The organism is Candidatus Saccharibacteria bacterium, assembly GCA_012965045.1.
Taxonomy (GTDB): Bacteria; Patescibacteriota; Saccharimonadia; order Saccharimonadales; family DTSZ01; genus DTSZ01.
In genome coordinates, this window is sequence record DTSZ01000001.1 from 845,220 (window position 1) to 869,311 (window position 24,092).

The following is a 24,092-nucleotide window of genomic DNA, read 5'->3' on the forward strand; positions in this document are numbered from 1 at the left end:
CGTAAGCGTAATTAAATGCTAAGGTAAATTTATGTCTACAAAAGAACAAAAACGAGTTTTAAAAAACCCTGCTGTTGAAACAGTTTACATTACAGATGAAGACAATCAGCCTTTAGGAATCGAACATTCTTTTCTGAATCAAGACGATAAAGAGCGACTTGAACGATTTTTAAAAGGCGCCAGTGACGTTGTGTCAGTTGTTGTCGATGCACCAGACGGATCTAGCGTAGAAGTAATCCAAGATTAGATCTTAAACGTTAAATTTAAATTCCACGACGTCGTCAGGCTTCATTACGTAGGTTTTGCCTTCGGTTCGAACTTTGCCTGCTTCGCGGGCCTTATGCCACGACTGGGCAGTTAACAGGTCGTCGTAGTTAACGACATCAGCGGCAATAAAGCCACGTTCAAAGTCTCCGTGAATCACACCTGCCGCTTGCGGAGCAGTGTAGCCTTGTTTTATTGTCCAGGCCTTTGACTCTTTTTCGCCAGCTGTTAGATAGGTTTGCAGCCCAAGTGTTTCGAACCCAACTCGGCTTAGTCGAGCCAAACCAGATTCTCGCAGCCCATATTCTGCCATAAAAATTGCCGCATCATCACCGTTTAATTCGCTAATTTCGGCTTCAACTTTAGCGCTCACAAATACTACGTTGTCGGTTGGCGCCATAGCTTTTAGTTTTTCTTGTTCAGCTTCATCGATTATGCCGCCCTCGTCTTGGTTGAAAACATAAATAAATGGTTTAGCGGTCAGCAGGTTTAGGTGCTTTACCAGCTGTAAATCTTGATCCGAATTAATTGCTAATTCACCACGGTTTAGCGAGTGAATTAGTGCTTCTACTACAGGCATAGACTTTTTTGCTTCTGGGTCAGACTTAGCAAGCCGAGCAAGCTTGGGCTGATGATTTTCGAGTGTCTGAAGATCCGCCAATATAAGTTCGGCATTAATGATGTCTATGTCGTCTTGGGGGCTAATGCGATTATCAACATGAAGAACGTCGTCGTCCTTAAACACACGCACAACCTGAGCAATCGCATCTGTTTCACGGATGTGGCTCAAAAAAGCATTTCCCATACCTTCACCTTCGTGAGCACCTTTTACAATGCCGGCTATGTCTACAAATTTTACGGTAGCAGGAACCGTCTTTTGCGAGTTAAACAATTCAGTTAATTTTTCGAGCCGCTGGTCGGGTACAGGCACAATGCCTTCATTCGGTTCAATAGTTGCAAACGGGTAGTTTGCCGCTAGTACATTGTTTTTCGTCAATGCATTAAACAGTGTCGATTTTCCGACATTCGGCAGACCAACGATTCCTATAGATAAAGACATAGTCACTAGTATAGGGCGGCAGGGCGAATGTTAAAAGTGCGAAAGGGGTCGTTCGCTTTGCTATACTTGCCTTAAGGTTAGGTCCTTACAAACTATGATAAACAAAAACGAATTTTTTGAGCTAGTAAATCGCTACCCGTCGCCCCATAACGGCCAACCAATGCGCTTAAAGACATTGGATAATAATACGTATGAAGTTTATTTTCAGAAAGAGCGCGGGCTGCAATCTACGGGAGTGTCATTAATTTTTAGTTTTGTAACCGTTGGCTTATTTTTTGAGTATCTTCATCAAAGCGGTCGAGCCCTTGGTCATTCTGTCCAAGCCGAAGTTAATCTGCCGGAGATCAGTAAACTAAAAGGTACAGGGCTAATAAGATGCGGCCTAGTCAAAATAGACTGGAATACTAGCTCACCGGACAAACAATACAAGCAAGCTTTGCTTTTTAGGCAGACTTCCAGAAAAAAGTACCATGCACCACTGTCAAAAGAAGCAATCATTGGCATTGAGAGTTGCATTCCGACAAATATGAGCTTAATTCAATTAGACAAAAAACAGGCCCACGATGCGATTTGGCTTAATCAAAGAGCTGTATTCGATGACATGTTTAACGAACCGGTGCGCAAAGAGCTAGATCATTGGTTGCGTTATTCAAAAAAGAAGATAATACAGACTAAAGATGGGCTTGCGTATGACTGCATGGAATTAAACGGCACTCTAATGAAATTCATCACAAATCACCCATCCTTTTTACGGATGCCAATATTGAAAACGTTAATAAAACAGTACTATCTACGCACCATGAAAGACAATAGTTGTGTTTTCTATATTATGGCTCCCTTCAAGACGGCTCAAGACTCGTTCGGTGTTGGTAGTGCAATTATGAAAATTTGGCTAAAAATTGCCGAGAACGGCGACTATCTACATCCGTTTGGAACAATCATAAGTAATAAAAAAGCCCATCAAGACTTTTTGAACTTAGTCGGTAAGCACAACGAGTCAAAAGAAGAGTCCTACTTGGTATTCATTTTTAGAGCAGGTCAATCTAAAAAACCGGCTCAAAGTTTGCGGAAACCCTGGCAGGAGCATCTAGTAATTAACGGAGAAACAAAATGAAGTACATTTACATCTTTATGGTCACCATTTTAGATAAACTAATTTGGTATGTAGACGTTGGTCCATCAGTTCACAGAATTTTCCTTGCGCCGCAAGTTGGTAATTTTAGGGTTTTTCTAGGGAGGATTAGGGCAGTTCGTTTATGTTTATACGCATGGCGCCGTGTACCTGCGTATAAAAATTTTATTGAGAGCCAACGCCCTTTTAAAGGCCCAACAATAAATTTTAAAGGCGCCCAACTCAATGATTTGCCAGAAATGGATAAAGATTCATACATTAAGCAATATAATCTTCTAGACAAGCTTGTTGATAGAAACCTACCGGCTGAAGGAGTTATGTTTGATGAATCATCCGGCAGTAGCGGTAAACCAACAAGCTGGGTTCGTGGCCCAAAAGAGCGTCGTTTTGTACAAAGAATCATGCAAGTTTCATTCCAGCATGTAATGGTAGATAGACAGCCGATTATTTTGAACACATTTTCTATGGGAGCCTGGGCTACTGGAATAAACACAACCATAAATTTGGTTGGCGTCAGTCGAGTTAAGTCACTTGGTCCGGATGTTGTTAAAGTTATCGATACGCTTCTAGAGTTAGGGCCGGAGTTTGAATATGTTATTTGTGGGTATCCGCCTTTTTTAAAGCTTATTACCGAAACTAAAGAAATTGATTGGTCGAAATATAAAATTACTGCAATTTTTGGTGGTGAAGGCATTAGCGAAGCGATGCGTGACACGTTGCTTGAATATTATACGGAGGTGATCGGATCATATGGTGCTTCTGACTTAGAAATAAACATTGCTCACGAATCCGAATTCACGATTGCGCTAAGACGCGCCTTGCAAGAAGATGATTCTTTAAAGAAAGCTCTTATAACTCAAAATCGGGGTATTTTACCGATGATTTTTCAATACAATCCGTACGATTATGTGATTGAAACAAACAAAAACGGCGAGCTAGTTGTAACTATTTGTCGTTTAGAAAATATTAGTCCGCGCATTAGGTACAACATACACGACCTTGGACATGTCGTTCATTTTTATGAGCTTAAAAAAATCTTACGCAGTGCAGGGCGTCAAGATATCTTAGATAAAGCAGAGTTTGATTTTGGTGTTATGTTCCACTACGGGCGGAGTGATCTTTCCGTTGATTACAATGGTGCTGTGGTGGGGCCTGAAGAAGTAAAACAGATAATTAACGCTCATGCATTTGCTTCAAAAATTAAAGGATTTCGCTTAATAAGCTACGAAGATAAAACATCTTCTAAGCACCTAATGATTGCGGTTGAGTTAGAGGAGGGTACAAAGCTCAAAAAAACTGATCAAAAACAATTACTCGACGAAATTATCACCCAGCTTAAAATTATGAATCTAGACTTTAAGTCTGCTTATTCTACAGCCGCCAATAAACCAGAGTTAAAAGCCTACGAATACGAAACAGGAATTTTTGATGTTGAACATCAAAAACTTAAAAATGACTACGTTTGGAACATTGACTACAAGCGAGCAGTTAAGGAGAAAATTTTGCTCGAAAGCTAGGCAGAGAAGTAAAGAAGCCAAAAGGGAGGTGGAGGTGTGTTTGTTTAGAGTTGTGGCGACTTCAATGAACTTCGCAAAAGACCTTTTACGACGCACCCAGTATACCAACTCCAACACAAACTCTTTACTATATCCTCGACCAGTATCCGGCTGCGGCATTTCAAAGGAGAGGAAATACGGTATAGCTAACTCTTCGCTATCCCTATAGATAAACTCGTGACCTTTGATTATAGATGATACGAAACAGATTCATAGTTATTTTTATTACTTGAAGGTAATATGGATTAATGGATAACACAAAACAACTTTGTTCCTTTTGCAAAGAAAATAACCTACTTAGAGTTAATGTGCTATACGAAGATGATCTGTGGTACATAACGGACATGGAACAGGGAAGTATTAATAATGCCGCACTGGCTATAACAAAGCGACATATCTCTACTCCTTTTGAACTAAATAAAGGAGAGTGGGTGGCTTTGCAGGAAATCATAAACAAAATGAAATCCTTTGTTGACGACAAAGAGATTCCAGATGGCTATAACATTGGCTGGAATGTTAATAAAACTGGTGGACAAAATGTAGCACATGCGCACTTGCATCTATTAGCTCGATACAAAGACGAACCGCTTGCTGGTAAAGGAATCCGTCACATATTTAAACAGCCTGAAAACAAGCGATAAAAATAATTAGTCAAAATTAGTGAATTTAAAAAAATTACATAGAGTTTCGCTAAAAATACTAAAGTCGACAAAAAGTAAATATTATGCTAATGTATATATAATATTATTAAACTAAAAACCATAAAAATAATAATTTGCATTCTAGCTAGCCATTATGTCAGAAAGTACTCACAACCCTACAAATGTCGAAACCTCTCTGAAGGACGTGAGTGACTATTTTAGCCAGGTGTCTAATAGCGTAATCACAGGGAGCGACAAATTTCCAGATGGCTACGATGGCATCGCGTCTGAATTACGTGGTATAAGAAAAAGACTTCAAGAAGATACAGAAGCAAATGGGCATGATATAGCTGCTTATTACTCTGTATTCAAGCAAGAGAAAAATCTGATGAACACTGTGTTTGGTAAAGAACCCAAATCTACTGATTTCGAAAGATTTTTGGGCTACTTCTCTGATGACAAAATTGCGACTGCACTTACAGCCGAAGATGCACAAGGAGCACTTCACCAAGATTTGCTTAGTACCTTAGACCAAGCACGCAGAGATAGTCAAAGATATGCTGCTGGTAAAATAATTTCGATTCTTCAAATTCAGCATGGCAAGGATCAGGCGGCTGATCTCATTACCGACCCAGGAACAGAGAGAAGCGAATTCGACTGTGCAGTACGGGAAATGCTGGTACATAAGACAACTATAGAAGCTATGATGCACAAGGATATTACTTATGAGGTTGGTGTTTCTTGGGGTGAACGGCAAAGGGTTGTTCAGACCTGGTTTGAGAATATAGTAGTGTCAGCATACTCTATGGAGCCAGAAGAAGCACAAAAGTATGCTTTTACCGTTTCCAGACGTGGTTATGCGGAGAATATTGCGCAGTTTATTTCACATATGGACCATTTCGGCCCTAAGAGTGTTAAAGCACTGACTACAGAAACTGGTATCTACAGCTTAGAAAATTACACAGTAGAACAATTAGAGCGCATGGTGCGGTTGTCTGATGACCCTCATGCACTGGCCGAGGAATTGAGTAATCACGATGTAACTGTATATATGGCGAACGCTCTTGGTGATCACAATGGTGTGCTCGGAGATGGCCCGGGATTATTTGATTCAAATGGGCGTACGCTGTTTTTTGAAATTAGTTCTCCAACAGACATATACCGCCATATGCTACGGTTAGAAAAAGTTGGCATACAGCCTTCAACATTTGTATTAGCCGCTCACGGTGCCGAGGGACAGTTAAGTATTAGCGACAGAAGTAGTCCTGAAAGACGTCGAAGATTCATTGCAACCATTTCAGGTAAACAAATGGTCGATGCTTTCAACGCAGATCACCACGAATCTGGAGATTTTGGTATAGCTATTCGCGATTCAAAGTCTTTAGGTAGATTAACAGAAGAATTTATGCAGCCAAGTCGTGCAATAGATGATCCAGAAGAAGCTCAAGGCAAAAAGAGAATAATAATTAAAGCTTGTAGGGCAGCTACTAGCACAGACTCGTACAACAAAGCTAAAGATGGTACAAAAGTAAGTTTAGGTGAAGATTCTATTGTATCCGTAATTGCTAGGCAGATATGTGAGCTTGGGGGCGATAATGTTGAAGTGTATGGAGCAGATACATCTATTCAAATGAGAAAGAATGAATCAGGTAGCGGAGTTGAATACACCGCTTTGTCTAAAGAGAGAATACGAGAACATACTGACGTCGTCAGGGCCCAAGTCCAGGATGGTGCTACGTCGTATGACAGCATTGATGAGATTCTGCTCACTAAAAAGATTTAGTCTTTAACTAATCCTGTGACTTTGGTTATATTTTGATGATATTCATTGGATGGTTAATCCGACAATAGATCCTGCGCGACATATTTACTAGAACTTAACGAAGTAAGTTACTATAATATTCAAACATGTCAACTGCAGATTCCGATACTATTTTACAGAGCGTTGTTAATCATTTAGCGATTATTCCAGACGGAAACCGTAGATGGGCGAAATCCCAGGGTATTTTTGGTACTCTAAAAATGTACGACCAAGGGGCTGACCGCGCAGCCGAGGTTATTCGAGCAGCGTTTGAGCACGGCGTTACTACTGTCAGTTTTTGGGGAAGTTCAGCAGCCAACCTTACTAAACGCAACGGCAAAGAAGTGGAGGTGTTGGAGCGAATTTATAGTGTTTTTTCACAAAAACTTATAAACGAAGAAGACGTTCATAAACACGAAGTTCGGGTTGAAATAATCGGTAAATGGAAAAACTTACTCGGTGAAGCAACAATAGCAAATCTACAAAAGGTAGTTGATGATACAAAGCAGTACAACAAGCGGCGATTAGTTCTATTGATTGGCTATGACGGCGTTGATGAACGCAGCGCAGCTGTTGAATCGATACTCCAAACCCGTGAAGACACCGACATTGACGGCAACACACTTCTACGCCAGCATTCTTGGACAGGACACATACCAGATGTCGATCTTATAATTCGCACCGGAGCTTGGGAAGACCCACATAACAGCGTGGGCTTTTTGAGTCTATTAACAGATAACACGCAATATGCTTTTCCTCAGGTGTTGTGGCCCGACTTTAAAGTCGAAAAACTACAAGAAGTCTTAGACGACTTTAACGAACGTGAACGCCGCTTAGGCAAGTAAAAAAACCTATTCAGATCTGCGAGAGTAATATTCTGGTGACACAGTAGCTGGCCGCCAGTCGTTTTCTGTAGGCATACTTGTTCGTGCACTTAGAGCCTCGCTGACTATTTCTCGGTGTTCATGTGCTGTTGTAACGGGATAGGCGAGTGCTAAATTATACGTTGAGTCTGTGTAAACTCTCGGTATATTCAGAACTTGTAGGTTATTTGAGTGTTGGGGGCTATTCGTTTGTGTAGTTTGTATAATATGCGCAATATCTGTTTCAGATTCATTTTCGGATTGTTCTGCTGGTGTAAATTCTGCAGCAGCAGTCCGTAGATCAAGAGACACAAACCTAATATCTCCGGATTCATTAAAAGTTTGTACTGCAATATACTCCACATTTTCGTCAGTTAATGAGGTGAGTGGTGTCTCTCGCGCAGGATCTTTAAGTTTAATGATAGGGTTTTGAATAATTATTATTCCTGAATTTGAGTCTAAGTCATCCAGAGATTGATCATTCTGGTGTGATTCGGTCAGCTCAGTATCTGGCTGTACAATCAGTGCACCCTGTAAAAATAAAATACCATTATCGGATCGGATTGAATCTACAACATTATCAGTTACATCGTGGCCTGATACCATAGAAGGGATAGCGCCACTTGCTTGGATGGCGTCTCTTAGCTTAGATTCATAATAGGTATATGCTTTTTCACCATACCACTGCTCTGGCCCCTGTTCTTGCCTTTGAGCCTCTGTTGTATCACGAATAAAGGTAGGGAAGTTTGGTATAAGCATTTGCACTCTCTGACTCATAAGCTCTAACTTATAGTGAAAAGGCGACCCGTGGTGAGGGTCGTTGTCTTGCGGAAGCCCATACTTAATTAAAAATTCAAGAGACTTGGCTCTATCTTCAGCTACATTAATCATTGCGTACGGAGAAGCAAACTCTTGGGTGGGGCTAACCATGAAATATTCGGGAGAGAGGACAGCGTAGCTTTTATTTCTGTAAGCGCTGAAACCCAAATAATCCACTGTATTCATATTCGCAAAGTCCGCATCCGCCCAAAAATCACTCTCATTTGATTCATGGTCTACGCATAAGACATCATCAAGTGCGTGACTGAGTTCATGGTCAATAGCTTCAGTTTCTTCGTCCAATATTAAGGATATAGAGTGTACCTCTCCAAGGTAGTAGCCACCGACTGAGCCATCTATTGATTTAACTATTCTGATTGTGTCTACCATGCGCGGTAAAATTGATTGAGGGTATTTACTAAGTGATTTCACTAAGCCACTTATAAACCATCTATATCTATAGTTGTCTCTACCGGAAGCCTCTCCGGAGAAATCACTATCTTCAAAGTATTCTTCTTGGTAAGAACCTTGGTTATTAGTTTGGTCCGCAATAGAAAATTGCACATCATAATATTCTGTCAGATCAATTAATAAGTCAGGCAGGTCTTCCAGACCCCCATGGACATACTCTGCCCATAAGTCGTTCATAAATTCAGTATGATTGTCTGAAATAGCTTCTGGTTCAATGTCGGGTGAAAGTGAGTCGCAGTCAGCAGCAGATACTGCAGTACTGTGCTGAGTTTCTTCTTGAGCGGACGCTGCCGTAGCGCCCAGCATTAATGCAGCGCTCAGGCCAGTAGCGATTATTTTCTCTTTAGTTTTTTGTTCAAACATTGATACTCTCTAACAATAAACAAATTATACAACATTATTAATAATACGAAAAATCTTACCTTGAAAAATTACAAAAAAAGTGTATAATATTTATGTAACTGAGTATTTGCTGAGGGTCATTACTCAATAATTAATTATGTAAGGAATTATATGACCAAATTTGCTGAAAAATTAACCGCAGTAACAACCGCAGCCGCTTTAGCTGGAAGCCCAGTAATGGTTGGCGAAGCTTTTGCGGAAAACATTTGCGAACAGACAACTGATGGCAGCACACTCATAGTAGGCGGTAGAGGAGACGCAACTGCCGTTGGAGAGCTCGAAAGCTATTTAAATGATGCTGGTAATACTGTTATGGCTCTTACCCTAAATGGACCTGAAGTTGCAAACAATCCAGATAATTATCAATACCCAGCTCAAGCCGAAATGTTCGATAACCAAGGTAATGGTGTATCAAAAATTTATATTGTTGGTGGTGAGATGGCGGTTAGCGCAGCAAGCGTGGAAGAATTCATAGAAAGAGTAGATGATGCCGAGGATTCTTGCGATACTCCAAGCGTAGAACGCCTTGCTGGACCAAGCAGTGACGCCACAAAACGAGAAGTCACTCGAGAAATATCACAATTACACTACCAAGAAGCCAGTGGCGCAAATGATGGCTACCCTGAATCAGATGCAACACCTACACCTAGTCCAACACCAGAAGAATCGACTTCTACAGAATCAGACTCATCATCTGGCTATTATAATCGACACGAGCCAAGCGAACGCGTTTCAGAATAAAAAATTCGTCAATTCCGCGAACGTTAGTTTTTGATCACATTGCTTTTGGTGTTATGTAGAGACCATTTATTGCTGGGCCCTATGATAGTACTTTTAAATAAAAAGTGAGCTCAATCATAACCCAGATTATCTAAATTGAAACTATGCTCATGCTTGATGTATAGTAGCCTATATACATTGGTGAGGGTGCATGGCTGATAAAAAAAGAAAAAACAAATTACATAGTCTAGCGGTTCGATTGAGGAAGCGAGTATCTAAAAAACGCTCTGCTTTGTTTTGGGTGTCATTGGTTAGTGTACTAATTATTTGTGCATCCGTAATTTCACAGTTAGGAAATTCAGGCCTTCAGGATCCTAGTGCAGTCATAGTCGAAGAAGAAGAACTTATTCCATCTCATGTATTACTAAACGCTTCGTATGATCTTGAAGAGCAGCAGGGACCAGAAGCCGCTTTAATTGCGCTCGAAGAGGATGTTTTAGGCTCCGACGCAAAATTCGACGAAAATGATGTTTTCCTATACAAGCGTATTGGTAATTTACGGTATAAATTGGACGACGACGACGGGGCCTACCAAGCCTCTTTGCTCTCTTTAGAAAACGATCCAGCGAACGCCCGAGTCGATCTTGTTTTGCAGCACGCAAGCTATGCGTATTCGTCAGAACGCTATTTAGAGGCTCTAGAAATGTATCAGTTGGTGCTAACTAAGCTTGATGAATATAAAGAAATTTATGCTGATTCTGACTTCAGCGAGGCAGAAGTGCAAGAGATCATAGAGCAAAACAAACAATTAGCCGAGCATCAGATATCTGTGGTAGAAGAAAGATTGGCTAATGATGAAAACTAGCATGAATTTTATTGAAAGTCTTAATAAATTTTTCTTTAATAATTATAAATATCTTGTAACAGCTGCACTAGTTGTGGTCGCTGGATATTGTATGAGTTATGTAGTTGTGTCAAATAGCGAAAACTCAAAAACTACTACACCGGCAATAAAACCAGCAGAGACTATCTTGGTTGGGGCTACTGCTGCCGAGCGAAATGGTTCGAACCAATCGGCAATTGACTACATAAATGAACAGATAAGCTCATGCGATTGTGTTATAGAGAACGAGTCATTACTCTACCTAAAGCGCGCAGAATATGAATCTTCACTTGGCAATTACCAAGCAGCCACTGATTCTTACTCACAGGCATTAGCGTTTTACGAAGAATACCCAGACCCTAGGATTGTTTATGAGTATGCACAGGCAGCTGCCAACTCCGGCAATAGTGAATTAGCCCTTCAGCAGTTCACCTTCTTACAGTCGCTACTAGACTCGGAGCATATTCAGTCATACCAAATCACTCAGACTGAAGTAGATAAAATTGCAGAAGATACAGAGCAGTTTTTAGCAGAGAATTCCAATGACTAAAGTTAGTGACTCCTCAAAAACCCCAAACGTAGCTAAAGTTAGTATTGCATTAGTCGTGCTTGTACTACTTGGAATTATGCTAGTGCTTTTAGGATTTCTTTTTCCTAATGCTGGTTCTGATGAATCTAAAGCTCTTGTTTCTCAAGAATCTGACGCTGCATTAGCAAGTGCTGTTATATCAGCAAACGAAGCTGCAGAGCTTGGGAGCCTGGATATCGCTTTGCAAATTATGCAAGATTATGAAGATTCTCAAACAGGCATAGATAAAGACTATGCAAGTCTCGCTAAAGCTCGGTTGCTAATAGATTATGCAGAGTACAAAGAAGCCCAGGTGGTTCTTGAAAGTCTAATATTGAATGATAATGACTTCTTGGCATATGAATCTTTAGAACTTTTAGCATACTCTTACGAACTACAAGAGAATTACGAACAGGCTCTAACCTATTACGGATACGCTCTTGAAATTACAGCCAGGCACGAAGAGAGTTTTAAGCAAGAAAAGCAATTTATCACTAATAAATTAGATGAGTTAACTTACTATATCGAAACACGCTAGCCAACCGCATAAAGGCTGGTATTTGACACAATATTAAAAAAAGTGTATTGTAGTGTCAAGCAGAGGGTATACAACAGTATATAAATGCATGTATAATTATATGTATAAGGAGTTCTATAATGCCTTCTAAAGAAATTCTAGCCTCAACACTTGCAGCGACAGCGATATTAATGCCTCATGCTGCTATAGCTACTGCTCAAGAAAATGAATCTCCAGAATATTATAATAGGTCTGATCGAAGTCATCAGTCCGGGACTGCTTGCTTTGAACAAGGTATGGGACAAGTAGCAATAATTTCTCGAGACGCTACATACGACAGCCAAGGTAATATTATAAATCCTCGTGACACAGAGGCCACTGAGCGCCTCACAGAACACTACAAGCAACGATTTGGTGAACATGCAGTAAGTGTTTATTATTTCGATGAAAATGGCGCGCCAGAACAGACAGGCGGAACTGAACCTGGCAGCGAAACAGGAACCACTCATGATTATGCAAGTTTTTATCCGACACTAATGGAAATGCAAGCTGATGATGCTGAATTTGATATTACTTCCATTGCAGTCGTTGGTGGCTCAAATGCGATTCATACTGACCTTGTCCGCATCGCAGAGCAACGCATTGACGATCCTGAAAACCCTTGCGATAACGTGCATACTCGAAGGCGATTCGCAGGAGAAACGAGAACGACTACCTCTTTGGTGGTTGACGAACATATTGCTGGTCAGAACGACGGTACTGTAATTAACTACGATCAACGACGAGGATAATAGTCATGTCCGAGGTGCCAAAAATCCAGGCTTTAGATCAAAGTCCTGAACTGTCGCGTCGTGAATTTTTAAAAGCGGCATTATGGGGCGGAGCTGCAGTCTCAATTGGTAGTACATTTCTTTCTAGCGAAGTAGCCAACGCTGAGCAGAGTGCTAGTCCGGAAAACCAAGAAGCCTATGTACCTGTAAATCGAATCGGGGGAGCTGATCGTTTTGAAACTGCTCAGATGATAATAAATTCTGAGTACCCTGAAAATCACACTGTTCAGCGGATCGCAGTTGTTACTGGGGGTAAGTTCGCTGACGCAATGACAGTTGCTCCACTTGGGTATGCGGTTGTGCCAGTGCTAGGGACTGTACCTGAGGCTGACAAGTCGCAATATGCCTGGCATCAGCCTTCTGATTCACTGGCGTTAGATTCAATTATGAGAATTGCGACTTTACAAGAGGAAACTGGTAAAAGACCAGAGGTGTATATTGTTGGAGGTTCGGCTGTTGTCGATCAGGCATATGAGGATTATTTAAGTCAAAATGGGTTCTATGTAGAACGTATAGCAGGCGCTACTAGAATTGATACTGCCCATGAGGCTGCTACGCATGTTCCTGGGCAAGGTAATCTTGTGGTTGTTGATGCTAGTAATGATAATGAATCAGAAGTGATGGTCGCTGCCTCTTTAGCAGCAAATCTTGGCTATGAAATCGAATATATTGAAAACTCGACATTAACACAGCAACAAAAAGAAAAATTTCAACCTTGGGCTCAAAACTGGAGAGTTATAACTATTGGGGATCGAGCAGGGGATTGCTTCCATAGCCAAACGGGCATCGAGCCCCAGATGAGTTTATCGAGTTCTAGCCCGGCTGCTATGTCAGTAGAGGCTGCTCGGTATTTGCTCACCGCTGCAGGGTCGCCAGAGCGTATACGTGCCGGCATTGCAACCAGCAGGACATTTGCTGATTCGTTGGTGGCAATTCGTAAAGGCAGCATTCAGTTTTTAGCCGAACCAGGTCAGACGAATCAGCAAATTGTTGATTTTCTGCACGAGCTGCAATCAGGGCAGATTCAAGCAAATACTCGCCTAAGTTCTATAAATATATATGGCGGTCCAGCAGCCGTTTCAGCTGACCTTGAGACCCAGCTAAAAACCGTACCAGCAGCATAAGCTTATTTATTGACTTAACAGATAGACTGCACTACTCTTAATGCATAAGCATTATGTGGTTGAAAAAAATAGATAGTAGAAAAAAAGTTCATATGGTGGGCATTGGTCTCATCAGTCTTTTCTTGACTCTTTTTTTGCACAGTAATTTATACGCACAAACAGTTGGCAGTAGGATCATACCAAATAATGAACTTACTTATAATGGCAGTCAGGTAAATACAGATCCTAATATTTTTATTGAAGCTGCAGATGCAGGAGCCGGAAGTGGCCTACATGCACCGACGGTACGACTTAAGTTGTTGTTTCCAGCTGATGACCCTAATCCAAATAAGCAAGTAGATTTGTTTGATATTGCCTGTAATCGAAACACTAATGGGGGGACAACTTCATTTGATAACGCTAACAACGGTTCGGGTGTTAGATGGGATGCAGATGGCCACTGTATCGCAACCGATACGGTCGTTAAGTTTTTTGGCACTAACGCACAAGAGACAATTGTGGGGCAGCCGTTTTTGCAGCTTGGTTACAATAAGGCAGGCAACCCAGCTTACCCAGTAGATAGAGATTTAAAAAACCCTATTTTTAGCAATAACTGGGCAACCATTGATATAAATTTAAATGATTTACCGGCAGAAGCTGAGCCATCGAATTATCATGGCATGCATGTAGTAGTGTTAGAAGTCACGCTTGAAGATGCTGTTGATTCAGGTTCAGGCCCTTTTTCTGTTAATGCCTTTAAAGCGCAGATTAGCTCTGGTACTAATGGTTATATATCGTATCGCTCACCTGGCGTGCGCTCTGTATGTACGTTTAATCAGCTCGGCGAAAAAGACTGTTCTGAGGCCCAGGCCTCAAGTGCTTATAATAGTGGTAGCGGTGTAGCTGGTGGCGACAATAACTCCTACTCATTTCAAGAGCGAGGTAATAACGATTTTGACCAAGATTTTTATTTTGAATTTGCTGTGCCCTGCATACAACCAAAGGACAATAACGATCAACCGCTCAACTTTTTCTTAAAGTGGTTTGATGCTGACTGGGGCGGTATTGAGACCGACACTATTTCTTGGGAGTTGCATGAAGTTGACCGTGATGGCAATTCCGTAAGATTAATTACGTCGCAAGCAGATAGCCAACTAGGTGGTAATGCAGTTTACGGAGAAGCTGAAATACCAGGACAACCAGACGGTACAAAGATGGTTTGGATTTGGCGAAATGTAAACCGCACTAATGGCGTTCGGCTCTGGGTGCCATTTGATTCAGTGTCATATAACAATAGCTTCCGTGAAGACTTGCACAACTGGTATGCGAACTCTAACGGCATAGATTATGACCCTGATAATTCATGTGCTGGTATAGACCCGCAGGGGAATGACCTTAAAGTTCAAGGTATGAAAGTAATTGGTGAAAACAGTAATATTACTACACCACCAAATGGGTCAGAGGTTCAAACTGCCTCGATTGATATGCAAGGCATGACAAGCTCACCGAACCCTACTACTGCTCAACCGTACGAATTTAATGACATTAGCTATGACGAGGAGCAAGTTTTCACTCCACAAGTCCCTAGCGGGTATAGATTGCTGGGCTACACATTATGTGAAAATCCAGATGGTACGCCGAAGTTGTATGGTTTGAGCGGTCCAGGAATACCCTCGCCTGAGCAACCTTGCGATCATTCAACCCTGGATGTAACGCCTATGCCAGGTGGTACGATGACGCTCCCAACTATTGCCGAACCTCAAACTGCCAGTACCACTTTCTACGTTGACTTATGGTTCCACTATGCTTCAAATGATAACTACATCACCTTCCATAAGGTGAATGCCGACGATTGTACGACGCTTGCATCTAGCGATCCGCCAAGCTCTGCAACAATTCGCCGCACTTCACCTTCTCGTCCAACCGAGAACTCCAGTGCTATCACGGGGACATTTATAGCTGGTTCTACTAATAATGTTTCGATTTTAAATACAACATATGCCGGATGGACGTATGAAGGAGCGAGAGCTCAAACTACTAGTGCGTGTTCAACGAATGGTATAGCCAACGTTAATAACCGTAACGTTTCGTTTAATGCGAATGATAATAATGTCACAAAACATGTTTTCTTTTATTTTTCTAAGGATGATGAACTCGGATTTCCTGAGCACAAAATTTATGGAGCTAATTTAATTAGCATGCCAAATGCACTGCGCGACAACCAAACCTTTAGGGCTGATGTCGATGCGTATATTTGGCCAGATGCTACAACTAGAACTAACCAAAGTGGAGTCAGTAAGTATCTATGGGTTAGCGGTATATACGGAAATGATTCAGGGGACACCTTAAACCTCGACTCAAGCCCTAAAGCTAATGTTAATTCTATTACCTCATTAAATCTCGAGGCTGAATTGAATTGTCCAGGTTCTTCATGTAAAAAACGCGTACCTTTGGCATATGTACCTCAATCTGATAATTTGGGCATACCAAACACTAATGGAACAAAAGGAAAGGATCGAAGCACTACTCCTAATGGAAACCACTGGCTTACAATTAAACAAGAACAGACTAATGATTCACGCATAGCAGTTAGCGTTGATAGTAATCAAGTTATTTCTTGTGGTACGTATGGTAAGCAAGCCTATAACCCAAATTGTGGTGGAATATTTTCTAATAATTCTACCGCTGATATTGGTGGTCATACCGGCAATAACATAGAAAATGTTGAAATTTCTAACATTCGTGTTCGGGCGGTTGGCGTAGATTCTGATGCTAAAAACACCTTGCTACAAGGCAAGGTAGATAGCGCTGCTCTCCAACTTTGGGACAGAAACAGGTATACGGAAGCTGGCGAGCTGCCAAGCGGCAGCCAGGGTCCAGACCCAATATTACCGCGCTGGGATAACGTCAGGAATCCAAACACAGACGACACAGGTTTTAACCAAACTACTATTCCGAATAGAATCGAATTTCCTAACAGTTCGGGCAGTCCGTCCAATTTTTCTTTCGACCCGCAGAATGTGAGTGAATCGCAAGCAGATGGCCGAAAGCAACAAATCCGCGACGTAACGCTTCTGTCATTACTGCAAGATGGTCAAGATACCGACAGTAATCCTCCGTACACCAACCCAAGTGAACCTGTCACGTATACATCGACTGTAGACTCTCTGGATAGAGCAGAATTAGTGTGGGATGAATATATTGATTGGACTCAGGTTGACGACAAAGGCCATTGGAGCACAACAAGAGCTCAGAATATAGTGACGGGTATCGATCGCGGCCCGAGCACAAGAGAAACTCTTTATTGGGATTCGTATACAGTGGGCACACCTGTGCCAAATCATACTCACTACAATACCTGCGATGAGTCTGGCAGCACCGATCCTGATGATGAAGATTATAATCCTGACTACCAAACGTGTTACAGCTACAACAACCACGATCACGTACGAGAGACATGCGACAACACTTCTTATGACACAGCGCCTACCTATATAAAGAACACAAAAACATATACCCCAAGAAATTTGGAAACTCGGTATGGCTGGTTGAATACAAGTAAAACCCTCAGTTCACTAAACGGAACAAATACTAATAGTTATTTTGGGGGGGACCCAACAACCAACCCGACGTGGGCAAATACAGGCAATACAGCGTATTGGCAGGATACAAGTATTACTCCTATGGACAATTCAGGCTCTACAAATAAACCACCACACACACAGCGCTGGGAGTATAACACTACCGATAAAGCTTATTCAAAGCGCTATATTTACTCAGGATCTACTACGCCAAACTTCAATAGCTCGTATACAACAAATAGTTCAGAAGTTTGTATTTATGATAACGGAAGCATAAATAACGATAATAATTCAAGGTCTTATACTTGGTATCCTTCTGCAAGTAATCTGTATGAATCGTCTGCAACTCCAAGCGGCCATGTGTACGGAGTGTATGGCTCTGGCGCTGCTGGCAACGGTGGTCTAACTGGCAACGGTGATGGTAGGGTTGATAATACTGTTGATACTGGCTGGCAGTGGGTATCTAATCCGCAACGAGTCCGGTACGAAACTAGCTATACTGACCACTACAGAAGGCTCGGAGAAAGACTAAGCGCATTAGAGGGCGGCATACCTGGAGCCGTAACTGACAACTTGTTATATGGGTTGCAGCCAAATTCTAACCTGCCAACTGCAGCATCGATTCTACCTGCTCGCGGACGTTCAACTATATTTAACGCCACAATCGGGACTGCTAATGCTGACGTATTTTCAGCCGGGAGGTTAGACAGTTACTTTAACTCGAGCACCTTTGGTTCTGCATTTATATTCACAAGTTCAAACGGCATTACAAATATCAATGGTCCAACAGGAACTAATTGCGCGGCTTCCACTACATTTTGTAACTACATTATTAATCCCGATGAAGATGCTGCCGGGAATTATCTGAATGGCAATATAGAAGCAGTTTTCACGAACTATGACCAGCTGGTTGATAATTCAGTAGGTACAATTAGCGGCACGGGAAGCACTAATATTCGAGATAAAATCTATCATCATACAGGAGACCTAACGCTTACTGACAAAACCGTAACAGGCGGTGCTGGATTAATAATTGTCGAGGGAGATTTGCGAATAAGGTCAACTAACGGAACTGGTAACGGACTGGTATATGGCCCAAGCGGCTCAAATAGAGAAACCCTACCATCTCTGGGTATTATTGTCCGAGGACGAGTTATTATTGAAGACAGTGTGCGCCGGGTAGACGCAAACATATTCACAGCAGGCTGCTTTATAATTGACAGCAGGATAGCTGATGCTAACGCTGGATGCACTAACTTCTTTGGGTCGACAGACACTACAACAAATGACATGCCCTTTAGGCTGAATGGTCTCGTAGTCGCTCGACGTTTTGCATTGCTACGACAACCCAGTGGGGCAAGGCTGAGTGCAAATTCTAATGCAGAGTTTTTCAACTACGATGGGCGCGTAGTGGTTAATACTCCTCCTGGCTTTTCTCGGATATTTAGTGAGGCGGCTGACTGGAATGAAGCTACACCGAGGAATTAAAATTATCATAGGAATACAGGTCGAATACTGATAACATAAGCATAAGCAATGAATATCAAAATAAACTTACTTCCAGATATTATTTTACAGCAGCGACGAGAGGCGTTTGTTAAGAAGGTTATTGACTTTGTTTTTATTGGTTTTATGGGGCTACTCGTACTTGTCTGGCTGATATTGCAACTGCTAGTTGCATCCAGTAACAGTTCTGTGACCTCAATAACAGAAGAAAAGCAGCAGTTATCCGAAGAAGTAAACTCAGATGCGAATATTGCAATAAGAAATGAAGCTGCAAAAATTCAAAATGCGCTAGATTCTTTGATTGCACTGTATGAAACACAGAGCAAGCCAGCCGAGCTACTCCGAAAGCTTGCTGCAGTGGTTCCCGAAGATGTGATTATAAGTGAGCTTTCGCAAAGTGATGAAGGATTAATTAGTGTTACAGGCACGTCTACAAGTAATGAGTTTATCGCACAATTTATAGCAGGGTTATTAAATACAGAAAAAGAATTTTTAGACACTGAAGAAAATACAGAAGGATATTTTACAGGTACGGCACTTTCTCAAACTGTGCTCGGAGACGAAGGAGTGTATTCATATAATATAACAACCGAATTTGTTCCAAGTTTCGTAGTTTTTGATGACATCACAGAAGGCGAAAACCCTACAGGTGAAGAATTGTTCGAAGATATCGAGAACGATCAGGAGGGGGCTCAGTAATGTCAAACGTTAAAATGAGTAAAACGATCAGTAATAAAATAGGCTATTATTTATTAGCTGGATTAGCTGCGCTTTTTGCTTCATGGTACTTACTTTACGCTAAACAATTAAGCACATTAAGCGAAAATAGTGCTGAAAAAGCATTCATGCAGCAAGAGATTACCGAACTCAATAATTTAGCAACAGCTACACAAGAGCTAGAGGCGAACCTACAGTCAATCTCTGAAGAAGCTGACAGGGCACTGGCGCTACTTCCTGTTGGCGTAGACGAAGATCGACTACTTTCGTTAATGTCGTTTTTTGAAACACAAAGTGGAGTTATTATGACAAGCTTTACTCCTGTTGGTGTATCTAGTTTGCTCGAAGGTGATGAGGAGTCCGATGAACCTTTTTCAACATATTCCGTAAGCATAGGGATAACTGGAACCTATGAAGAACTACTATCATTTTTTGATCTACTAAGTAATAGCGCCCGATTTATTAGCGTTGATAAACTTTCAGTACTCGGAGGTGGCACTGAAGAAAACCCGCGCTTATCTGTAGATATTGCTATCGAAGCTTATTTCCAGACTGACCCAGCAAATTCAGCTACTGACGATGAGTTTTTAGGTGACGACGGCGTAGTAGATGAGGAGGTAATAGATGGCTAAAACTACAAAACATCAAACAGCTTCTAAGCCTACGAAAGTTCCCAAAGTTGTAAAAAGTGAGTCTCCTAAGTCAAAGCCAGAGTTGTCACCTCATGTAAATAGGAAACAAATAAATGAAATTATTTTACTCGGGCTAGTGCTAATCCTTGTGGCGGTAGTGGTGTACTTAACTATGATTAAAAAGCCTGTGGAAGTCCTTCCTGAAGAATCAGTAATTCCGACGGAGTTCGAGGAGCAGAGTCTTAATGAAATCAAAAAAAGAGACAGCAACTACCCATCCGTCAACACCGAAGACTTAGGTAAGCCTAATCCTTTCAGTAATTAACTATGGCTGCTAACGACTATACCTATAAAGCAATAGACTCGACTGGCGAAAATATAGTCGCGACTATTCGAGCAACTAATGTTGAAGAAGCATCAAAAATGCTAATCGCTAAAAATCTTTATCCTTACAGCGTAGAGCCGTATCGAGGAAATAAATTTAATACACAATTCCTACAAGATAAACTCAAGAAAATAAGCGCAAATGACAGGGTGATTTTCACTCGACAACTTGCAACGCTAATTAAAGCTGGGCTCCCAATTGCTTCTGCAATGAGGCTGCTAATTGATCAGATGGAAAACGTCAAAATGCAAGACATTGTCCGTGAATTATCTATATCAATTGAGGCAGGCAATTCTTTGGCGGAAGGACTTCAAAAGTACCCAGATGTATTTAGTAAAGTTTATGTAAACGTTGTATCAGCTGGTGAGGTATCAGGAAATCTCGACGACACACTTTCTAAGCTTGCCACTCAAGAAGAAAAGAACGCTACTATCAATAGGAAGATTAAAGGAGCACTAACGTATCCGATTGTGGTGCTTGTTGTTGTTTTGCTTGTGTCAGGGTTAATGATCACAGTCGTTCTACCAGAGGTAGGTAAAATATACACTGAGTTGAATCGTCCAATTCCAGCGCAGACCAATATGCTGCTCGGGCTGGCAAGCTTTTTGACTAAATTTTGGTTCCTTATTCTATTTGGATTGGCTGGAATGTTTTTGGGAGTCCGCTCCCTGGCGCAAACTGATAAAGGAAGAAGGACGATTGACCGCTTTAAATTAAATATTCCTGGTTTCAAAACCCTCATCCGCAAGGTATACATGACTCGGTTTACTAGCACTCTGAGCTCATTAATTAACAGCGGTGTCCCCATGCTGCAGTCGTTAGAGATTACAGCAAATTCAATAAATAACATTCATCTTGAGGAGTCAATCCGCCTGATCGCTCAGCGCGTTAAATCTGGCGCCACGCTTTCTAAGCCGATAGAAGAGGATGAAAACTTCCTGCCGTTAGTGGGTAAAATGATAAGTGTCGGTGAAGAAACTGGCAGCATTGGTGATAGTTTAGCTAAAGTTACCGGCTACTATGAAGAAGAGGTTGATCAGGCCATTGACAACTTATCGAGCCTAATTGAACCGGCAACAATGATTCTTTTAGGTGGAATGATCGCTTTCCTGGTTGCTGCTGTACTACTACCTATATACGGCCTTGTAAACGGAGGGTAGTTGACAGTAGTTTTGAATAAGCTTATGATTAGAAATATAGTATAGCTATTGAAAAATAAATTAAGTATAAGGAGTGGGCAATGCTCAAAAAATTAAACAAAGACAGTAAAGGATTCACCTTGATTGAGATAGTCATTGTACTTGCAATTGGTGCGTTGATTATTCTAGTTGTTATCCAAGCAGTCGGGGCCGCTCGTCGATCGCAACGCGACAGCGCTCGTAAAAGTGAAGCCGGCCGAATCGCTGCGATAATGGAGCAGTATGCTGCTAATAATAATGGACTATATCCAGCCAACACTGGTGCTAACGGTGTTGATGCAGCGCTTGATGATTATGATGCGACACTAGGTACTAAGTATACATTTACGACAGGTAGTAACCCTGCAACGCAGTGTCCTGCAACAGTAACTTCGAATACATTCGTAATGCTTTATCAACGGGGCGCTGGTGGACGATCATATGGTCTACGCGCTTGCCTTGAATCAGGCACTGATCGAACAAACTACGGCCAGTAAGCCTTCGTTAGATCAGTAAAAAATCATAAAAAACCTCGCTTTTACAGCGAGGTTTTTTAAAAACTACAATACCGTAGTTTAAGTGCTATAATTTAATTAATAATGAAGCTTATGTTAAAAGAAAAACAAGCAGGTTTTACATTAATAGAAATTTCTATTGTTCTAGCGCTTACAGCGTTTTTGGGCTATGTTTTAGCAGGATCGTTTAAAAGTAATAATCGAATCGAAACATTCAACACTAGTATCCAAGAATTAGCATCTTATATCAGAGAGACTCAGTCTAAAAGTTATGCCGTTGAACGACCATCAACTGGAGAAACGGCAAGAGGCAGTTTTCTTAATTTCGAACCTACGAATAATGTTGCACGAAGAAGCTTGTTGTATGGATTTAGTCTAGAAAGGAACAGTCAGAATCAAAGAGCTGGAATTGTAGGTCGAGAAATAACACCAGACGTCTTTGATTTTACAACAAAAGAATTAGACCTGAGGTCGGTAGTATATGATGTGAGTGGCTCAATGGACGACAGTAGCGGATCATTAATTAGGGATAAATCAACATCCGGATTGACGGGCCTTGCTAGCCTTTCACCTAATGGCCAAGGCTATTTGCTGCACGGGACGACTGTTAGCGATCCATCTAACTATCACTCTGGAAGTATTAAGGTTTTTATCTGTGAACTTAGCAACCGCTCAAATAAGTTAACTGCAAGAGTGACAATAAATACCATTAGCGGTATTATTGAAACAGAAGTCGGTGGAAATTTAGTAGCATGCTAATAAAAATAACTAATCTAAAGAACTCTGAGTCAGGTTTAACACTGGTAGAATTAGTTATTTCCCTGGCCCTGTTGCTAGCTGCAGTTATTGCAAGCTCACGACTTATGAACGCGGCTGCGCGTAGCTCTGCCGAAGCGGGACGTCGCACTCAAGCAACATTTCTAGCCGAGAGAGAATTTGAACTAATAAAGAACATCCGAGATGGGAATATTACCGCAGGCAGAAATGCGTGGCAAGGCCTGGACTTAACGGATCTCGGTTCAGCCACAAAGGAATGTGTTAATTTCTACATGGATGGCAATAATAATCCAAATAGTCCACAATTTACTAAAGTTAATTTAGGCCCTGATGTTACACAACAGTATGATAATAATGATCGACTTTCGAGTTCTGAATCAGGGGATTCTTACGCAACTTTCAGTAGAAAAGCAACGATGTGCGAAGACATCAACAACACGCCAGGCTCTACGCTCAATGGCAGGTATGACAACAACATACGTCGCATAACAATCACCGTTGAATGGCAGGAAAGCAACGGCCCCACTAGATCAGTAGAGATTGCAAATTCATTAACAAATTGGAGTCAGGGGCTGTGAAGTTAATCGACGACATAAGAGGTTTCACACTGACTGAGGTCACCATAGCAATGGCCATCTTGTCGGTTGCCATTACCGGGGCAGCGGCAACTTTCATCACTCTATCCCGACTACATCAAAAGACGATAGCTATCCAAGAAATACAGCAAGAGTCACGATTTGTAGTTGAATCTATTGAGCGGGACATAGCAAACAGTTCGAACGTATATACCCGCGAAATGACATTAGGAGTGCCTGACGACGGGGATCCTTCGAATGATATGCTCGTAATTGAAAGTGGAATAATTGATAGACAAGAAATCCGCTATACGATCGAAACAGATGCTGGTAGACGTCGGCCATATAGGCAGCTATGTACAACAGTTACTAACGGTGCAGGTTTATGCACCGGTCAAGCAAAAGCCCCAATGACTAGTTCTGATATATTTTTAGTTAGTGGTCAATTTACGAAATATACCTCTGCTCAAACTGGCACCGGAGCAGGACTTGTCGCACTTTCTATGACATTTGAAAAAAATTCGAATCTAACGCGTGAAGACCCTTATTTTTCAGCATATCAAGTAAACTCCGCAGTATCGGTGATGGATTAGAGC

The 24,092-nt window shown here is 41.5% G+C and carries 23 protein-coding genes; 21 read left to right on the forward strand and 2 right to left on the reverse strand.

Going from position 1 to position 24,092, the window contains the following annotated elements:
- Window positions 1-31 precede the first annotated feature (31 nt).
- Complete coding sequence (locus tag EYO12_04365; GenBank protein HIA92314.1) at window positions 32-247, forward strand: hypothetical protein; 216 nt, start codon at window positions 32-34, stop codon at window positions 245-247.
- Between the two features lie 3 nt (window positions 248-250).
- Here EYO12_04365 and ychF read toward each other — a convergent pair whose 3' ends face one another.
- Window positions 251-1,324 carry a redox-regulated ATPase YchF gene (gene ychF / locus EYO12_04370; GenBank protein ID HIA92315.1) on the reverse strand — a complete coding sequence of 358 codons (1,074 nt, stop codon included), beginning with the start codon at window positions 1,322-1,324 and terminating at the stop codon, window positions 251-253.
- A gap of 94 nt (window positions 1,325-1,418) precedes the next feature.
- On the opposite strand from ychF, the gene EYO12_04375 reads away from it, so the two are divergent.
- The 5 genes from EYO12_04375 (at window position 1,419) to uppS (ending at window position 7,299) form a co-directional block, all read left to right on the forward strand.
- On the forward strand, window positions 1,419-2,438 hold the full coding sequence (locus EYO12_04375) for a hypothetical protein (protein HIA92316.1): 1,020 nt from the start codon (window positions 1,419-1,421) through the stop codon (window positions 2,436-2,438).
- Entirely contained in the window at window positions 2,435-3,973 is a 1,539-nt protein-coding gene (locus EYO12_04380; protein ID HIA92317.1) for a CoF synthetase, read from the forward strand. The genes EYO12_04375 and EYO12_04380 overlap by 4 nt, the downstream gene beginning before the upstream one ends.
- A gap of 287 nt (window positions 3,974-4,260) precedes the next feature.
- Window positions 4,261-4,653, forward strand: a complete 393-nt coding sequence (locus tag EYO12_04385) for an HIT family protein (GenBank protein HIA92318.1) — start codon at window positions 4,261-4,263, stop codon at window positions 4,651-4,653.
- A 154-nt stretch (window positions 4,654-4,807) separates the two neighbouring features.
- On the forward strand, window positions 4,808-6,436 hold the full coding sequence (locus tag EYO12_04390) for a hypothetical protein (protein HIA92319.1): 1,629 nt from the start codon (window positions 4,808-4,810) through the stop codon (window positions 6,434-6,436).
- A gap of 125 nt (window positions 6,437-6,561) precedes the next feature.
- Window positions 6,562-7,299 carry a di-trans,poly-cis-decaprenylcistransferase gene (gene uppS, locus EYO12_04395; GenBank protein HIA92320.1) on the forward strand — a complete coding sequence of 246 codons (738 nt, stop codon included), beginning with the start codon at window positions 6,562-6,564 and terminating at the stop codon, window positions 7,297-7,299.
- A gap of 6 nt (window positions 7,300-7,305) precedes the next feature.
- Here uppS and EYO12_04400 read toward each other — a convergent pair whose 3' ends face one another.
- Window positions 7,306-8,970 carry a hypothetical protein gene (locus tag EYO12_04400; protein ID HIA92321.1) on the reverse strand — a complete coding sequence of 555 codons (1,665 nt, stop codon included), beginning with the start codon at window positions 8,968-8,970 and terminating at the stop codon, window positions 7,306-7,308.
- A gap of 150 nt (window positions 8,971-9,120) precedes the next feature.
- On the opposite strand from EYO12_04400, the gene EYO12_04405 reads away from it, so the two are divergent.
- The 15 genes from EYO12_04405 to EYO12_04475 all read left to right on the forward strand — a co-directional run bounded on the left by EYO12_04405 (window position 9,121) and on the right by EYO12_04475 (window position 24,089).
- Window positions 9,121-9,750, forward strand: coding sequence for a hypothetical protein (locus tag EYO12_04405; GenBank protein HIA92322.1), 630 nt, complete (start codon window positions 9,121-9,123; stop codon window positions 9,748-9,750).
- A gap of 190 nt (window positions 9,751-9,940) precedes the next feature.
- On the forward strand, window positions 9,941-10,594 hold the full coding sequence (locus EYO12_04410) for a hypothetical protein (GenBank protein HIA92323.1): 654 nt from the start codon (window positions 9,941-9,943) through the stop codon (window positions 10,592-10,594).
- On the forward strand, window positions 10,581-11,162 hold the full coding sequence (locus EYO12_04415) for a hypothetical protein (GenBank protein HIA92324.1): 582 nt from the start codon (window positions 10,581-10,583) through the stop codon (window positions 11,160-11,162). The genes EYO12_04410 and EYO12_04415 overlap by 14 nt, the downstream gene beginning before the upstream one ends.
- The gene (locus EYO12_04420) at window positions 11,155-11,718 is read left to right on the forward strand and encodes a hypothetical protein (GenBank protein ID HIA92325.1); all 564 of its coding nucleotides are present in this window, start codon (window positions 11,155-11,157) and stop codon (window positions 11,716-11,718) included. Before EYO12_04415 ends, EYO12_04420 begins: the two co-directional genes overlap by 8 nt.
- A 119-nt stretch (window positions 11,719-11,837) precedes the next feature.
- The gene (locus tag EYO12_04425; protein ID HIA92326.1) at window positions 11,838-12,488 is read left to right on the forward strand and encodes a hypothetical protein; all 651 of its coding nucleotides are present in this window, start codon (window positions 11,838-11,840) and stop codon (window positions 12,486-12,488) included.
- Between the two features lie 5 nt (window positions 12,489-12,493).
- Window positions 12,494-13,651, forward strand: a complete 1,158-nt coding sequence (locus EYO12_04430; protein ID HIA92327.1) for a cell wall-binding repeat-containing protein — start codon at window positions 12,494-12,496, stop codon at window positions 13,649-13,651.
- A gap of 134 nt (window positions 13,652-13,785) precedes the next feature.
- A complete protein-coding gene (locus EYO12_04435; protein ID HIA92328.1) occupies window positions 13,786-18,699 on the forward strand; it encodes a hypothetical protein in 4,914 nt (1,637 codons plus the stop codon).
- 48 nt (window positions 18,700-18,747) lie between these two features.
- Window positions 18,748-19,416 (forward strand): hypothetical protein, encoded by a 669-nt coding sequence (locus tag EYO12_04440; GenBank protein ID HIA92329.1) that lies wholly within the window; start codon window positions 18,748-18,750, stop codon window positions 19,414-19,416.
- A complete protein-coding gene (locus EYO12_04445) occupies window positions 19,416-20,066 on the forward strand; it encodes a hypothetical protein (GenBank protein ID HIA92330.1) in 651 nt (216 codons plus the stop codon). Before EYO12_04440 ends, EYO12_04445 begins: the two co-directional genes overlap by 1 nt.
- Window positions 20,059-20,391, forward strand: a complete 333-nt coding sequence (locus EYO12_04450; protein ID HIA92331.1) for a hypothetical protein — start codon at window positions 20,059-20,061, stop codon at window positions 20,389-20,391. The genes EYO12_04445 and EYO12_04450 overlap by 8 nt, the downstream gene beginning before the upstream one ends.
- Window positions 20,392-20,393: 2 nt before the next feature.
- On the forward strand, window positions 20,394-21,611 hold the full coding sequence (locus tag EYO12_04455; GenBank protein HIA92332.1) for a type II secretion system F family protein: 1,218 nt from the start codon (window positions 20,394-20,396) through the stop codon (window positions 21,609-21,611).
- An 80-nt stretch (window positions 21,612-21,691) separates the two neighbouring features.
- Window positions 21,692-22,126 carry a type II secretion system protein gene (locus tag EYO12_04460; protein HIA92333.1) on the forward strand — a complete coding sequence of 145 codons (435 nt, stop codon included), beginning with the start codon at window positions 21,692-21,694 and terminating at the stop codon, window positions 22,124-22,126.
- Between the two features lie 102 nt (window positions 22,127-22,228).
- Window positions 22,229-22,903: a prepilin-type N-terminal cleavage/methylation domain-containing protein gene (locus EYO12_04465; GenBank protein ID HIA92334.1), complete on the forward strand. Its 675-nt coding sequence runs from the start codon at window positions 22,229-22,231 to the stop codon at window positions 22,901-22,903.
- Complete coding sequence (locus EYO12_04470) at window positions 22,897-23,499, forward strand: hypothetical protein (GenBank protein ID HIA92335.1); 603 nt, start codon at window positions 22,897-22,899, stop codon at window positions 23,497-23,499. The genes EYO12_04465 and EYO12_04470 overlap by 7 nt, the downstream gene beginning before the upstream one ends.
- Window positions 23,451-24,089, forward strand: a complete 639-nt coding sequence (locus tag EYO12_04475; GenBank protein ID HIA92336.1) for a prepilin-type N-terminal cleavage/methylation domain-containing protein — start codon at window positions 23,451-23,453, stop codon at window positions 24,087-24,089. The genes EYO12_04470 and EYO12_04475 overlap by 49 nt, the downstream gene beginning before the upstream one ends.
- Window positions 24,090-24,092 lie beyond the last annotated feature (3 nt).

Bases quoted from the DNA above. Each gene is read 5' to 3' on its own strand.
- EYO12_04455 (HIA92332.1), top strand. From the start codon at position 20,394: ATGGCTGCTAACGACTATACCTATAAAGCAATAGACTCGACTGGCGAA.
- EYO12_04385 (HIA92318.1), top strand. From the start codon at position 4,261: ATGGATAACACAAAACAACTTTGTTCCTTTTGCAAAGAAAATAACCTA.
- EYO12_04425 (HIA92326.1), top strand. From the start codon at position 11,838: ATGCCTTCTAAAGAAATTCTAGCCTCAACACTTGCAGCGACAGCGATA.
- ychF (HIA92315.1), bottom strand. From the start codon at position 1,324: ATGTCTTTATCTATAGGAATCGTTGGTCTGCCGAATGTCGGAAAATCG.
- EYO12_04410 (HIA92323.1), top strand. From the start codon at position 9,941: ATGGCTGATAAAAAAAGAAAAAACAAATTACATAGTCTAGCGGTTCGA.
- uppS (HIA92320.1), top strand. From the start codon at position 6,562: ATGTCAACTGCAGATTCCGATACTATTTTACAGAGCGTTGTTAATCAT.
- EYO12_04405 (HIA92322.1), top strand. From the start codon at position 9,121: ATGACCAAATTTGCTGAAAAATTAACCGCAGTAACAACCGCAGCCGCT.
- EYO12_04415 (HIA92324.1), top strand. From the start codon at position 10,581: ATGATGAAAACTAGCATGAATTTTATTGAAAGTCTTAATAAATTTTTC.
- EYO12_04470 (HIA92335.1), top strand. From the start codon at position 22,897: ATGCTAATAAAAATAACTAATCTAAAGAACTCTGAGTCAGGTTTAACA.
- EYO12_04400 (HIA92321.1), bottom strand. From the start codon at position 8,970: ATGTTTGAACAAAAAACTAAAGAGAAAATAATCGCTACTGGCCTGAGC.
- EYO12_04465 (HIA92334.1), top strand. From the start codon at position 22,229: ATGAAGCTTATGTTAAAAGAAAAACAAGCAGGTTTTACATTAATAGAA.
- EYO12_04430 (HIA92327.1), top strand. From the start codon at position 12,494: ATGTCCGAGGTGCCAAAAATCCAGGCTTTAGATCAAAGTCCTGAACTG.
- EYO12_04365 (HIA92314.1), top strand. From the start codon at position 32: ATGTCTACAAAAGAACAAAAACGAGTTTTAAAAAACCCTGCTGTTGAA.
- EYO12_04460 (HIA92333.1), top strand. From the start codon at position 21,692: ATGCTCAAAAAATTAAACAAAGACAGTAAAGGATTCACCTTGATTGAG.
- EYO12_04375 (HIA92316.1), top strand. From the start codon at position 1,419: ATGATAAACAAAAACGAATTTTTTGAGCTAGTAAATCGCTACCCGTCG.
- EYO12_04420 (HIA92325.1), top strand. From the start codon at position 11,155: ATGACTAAAGTTAGTGACTCCTCAAAAACCCCAAACGTAGCTAAAGTT.
- EYO12_04450 (HIA92331.1), top strand. From the start codon at position 20,059: ATGGCTAAAACTACAAAACATCAAACAGCTTCTAAGCCTACGAAAGTT.
- EYO12_04380 (HIA92317.1), top strand. From the start codon at position 2,435: ATGAAGTACATTTACATCTTTATGGTCACCATTTTAGATAAACTAATT.
- EYO12_04445 (HIA92330.1), top strand. From the start codon at position 19,416: ATGTCAAACGTTAAAATGAGTAAAACGATCAGTAATAAAATAGGCTAT.
- EYO12_04440 (HIA92329.1), top strand. From the start codon at position 18,748: ATGAATATCAAAATAAACTTACTTCCAGATATTATTTTACAGCAGCGA.
- EYO12_04390 (HIA92319.1), top strand. From the start codon at position 4,808: ATGTCAGAAAGTACTCACAACCCTACAAATGTCGAAACCTCTCTGAAG.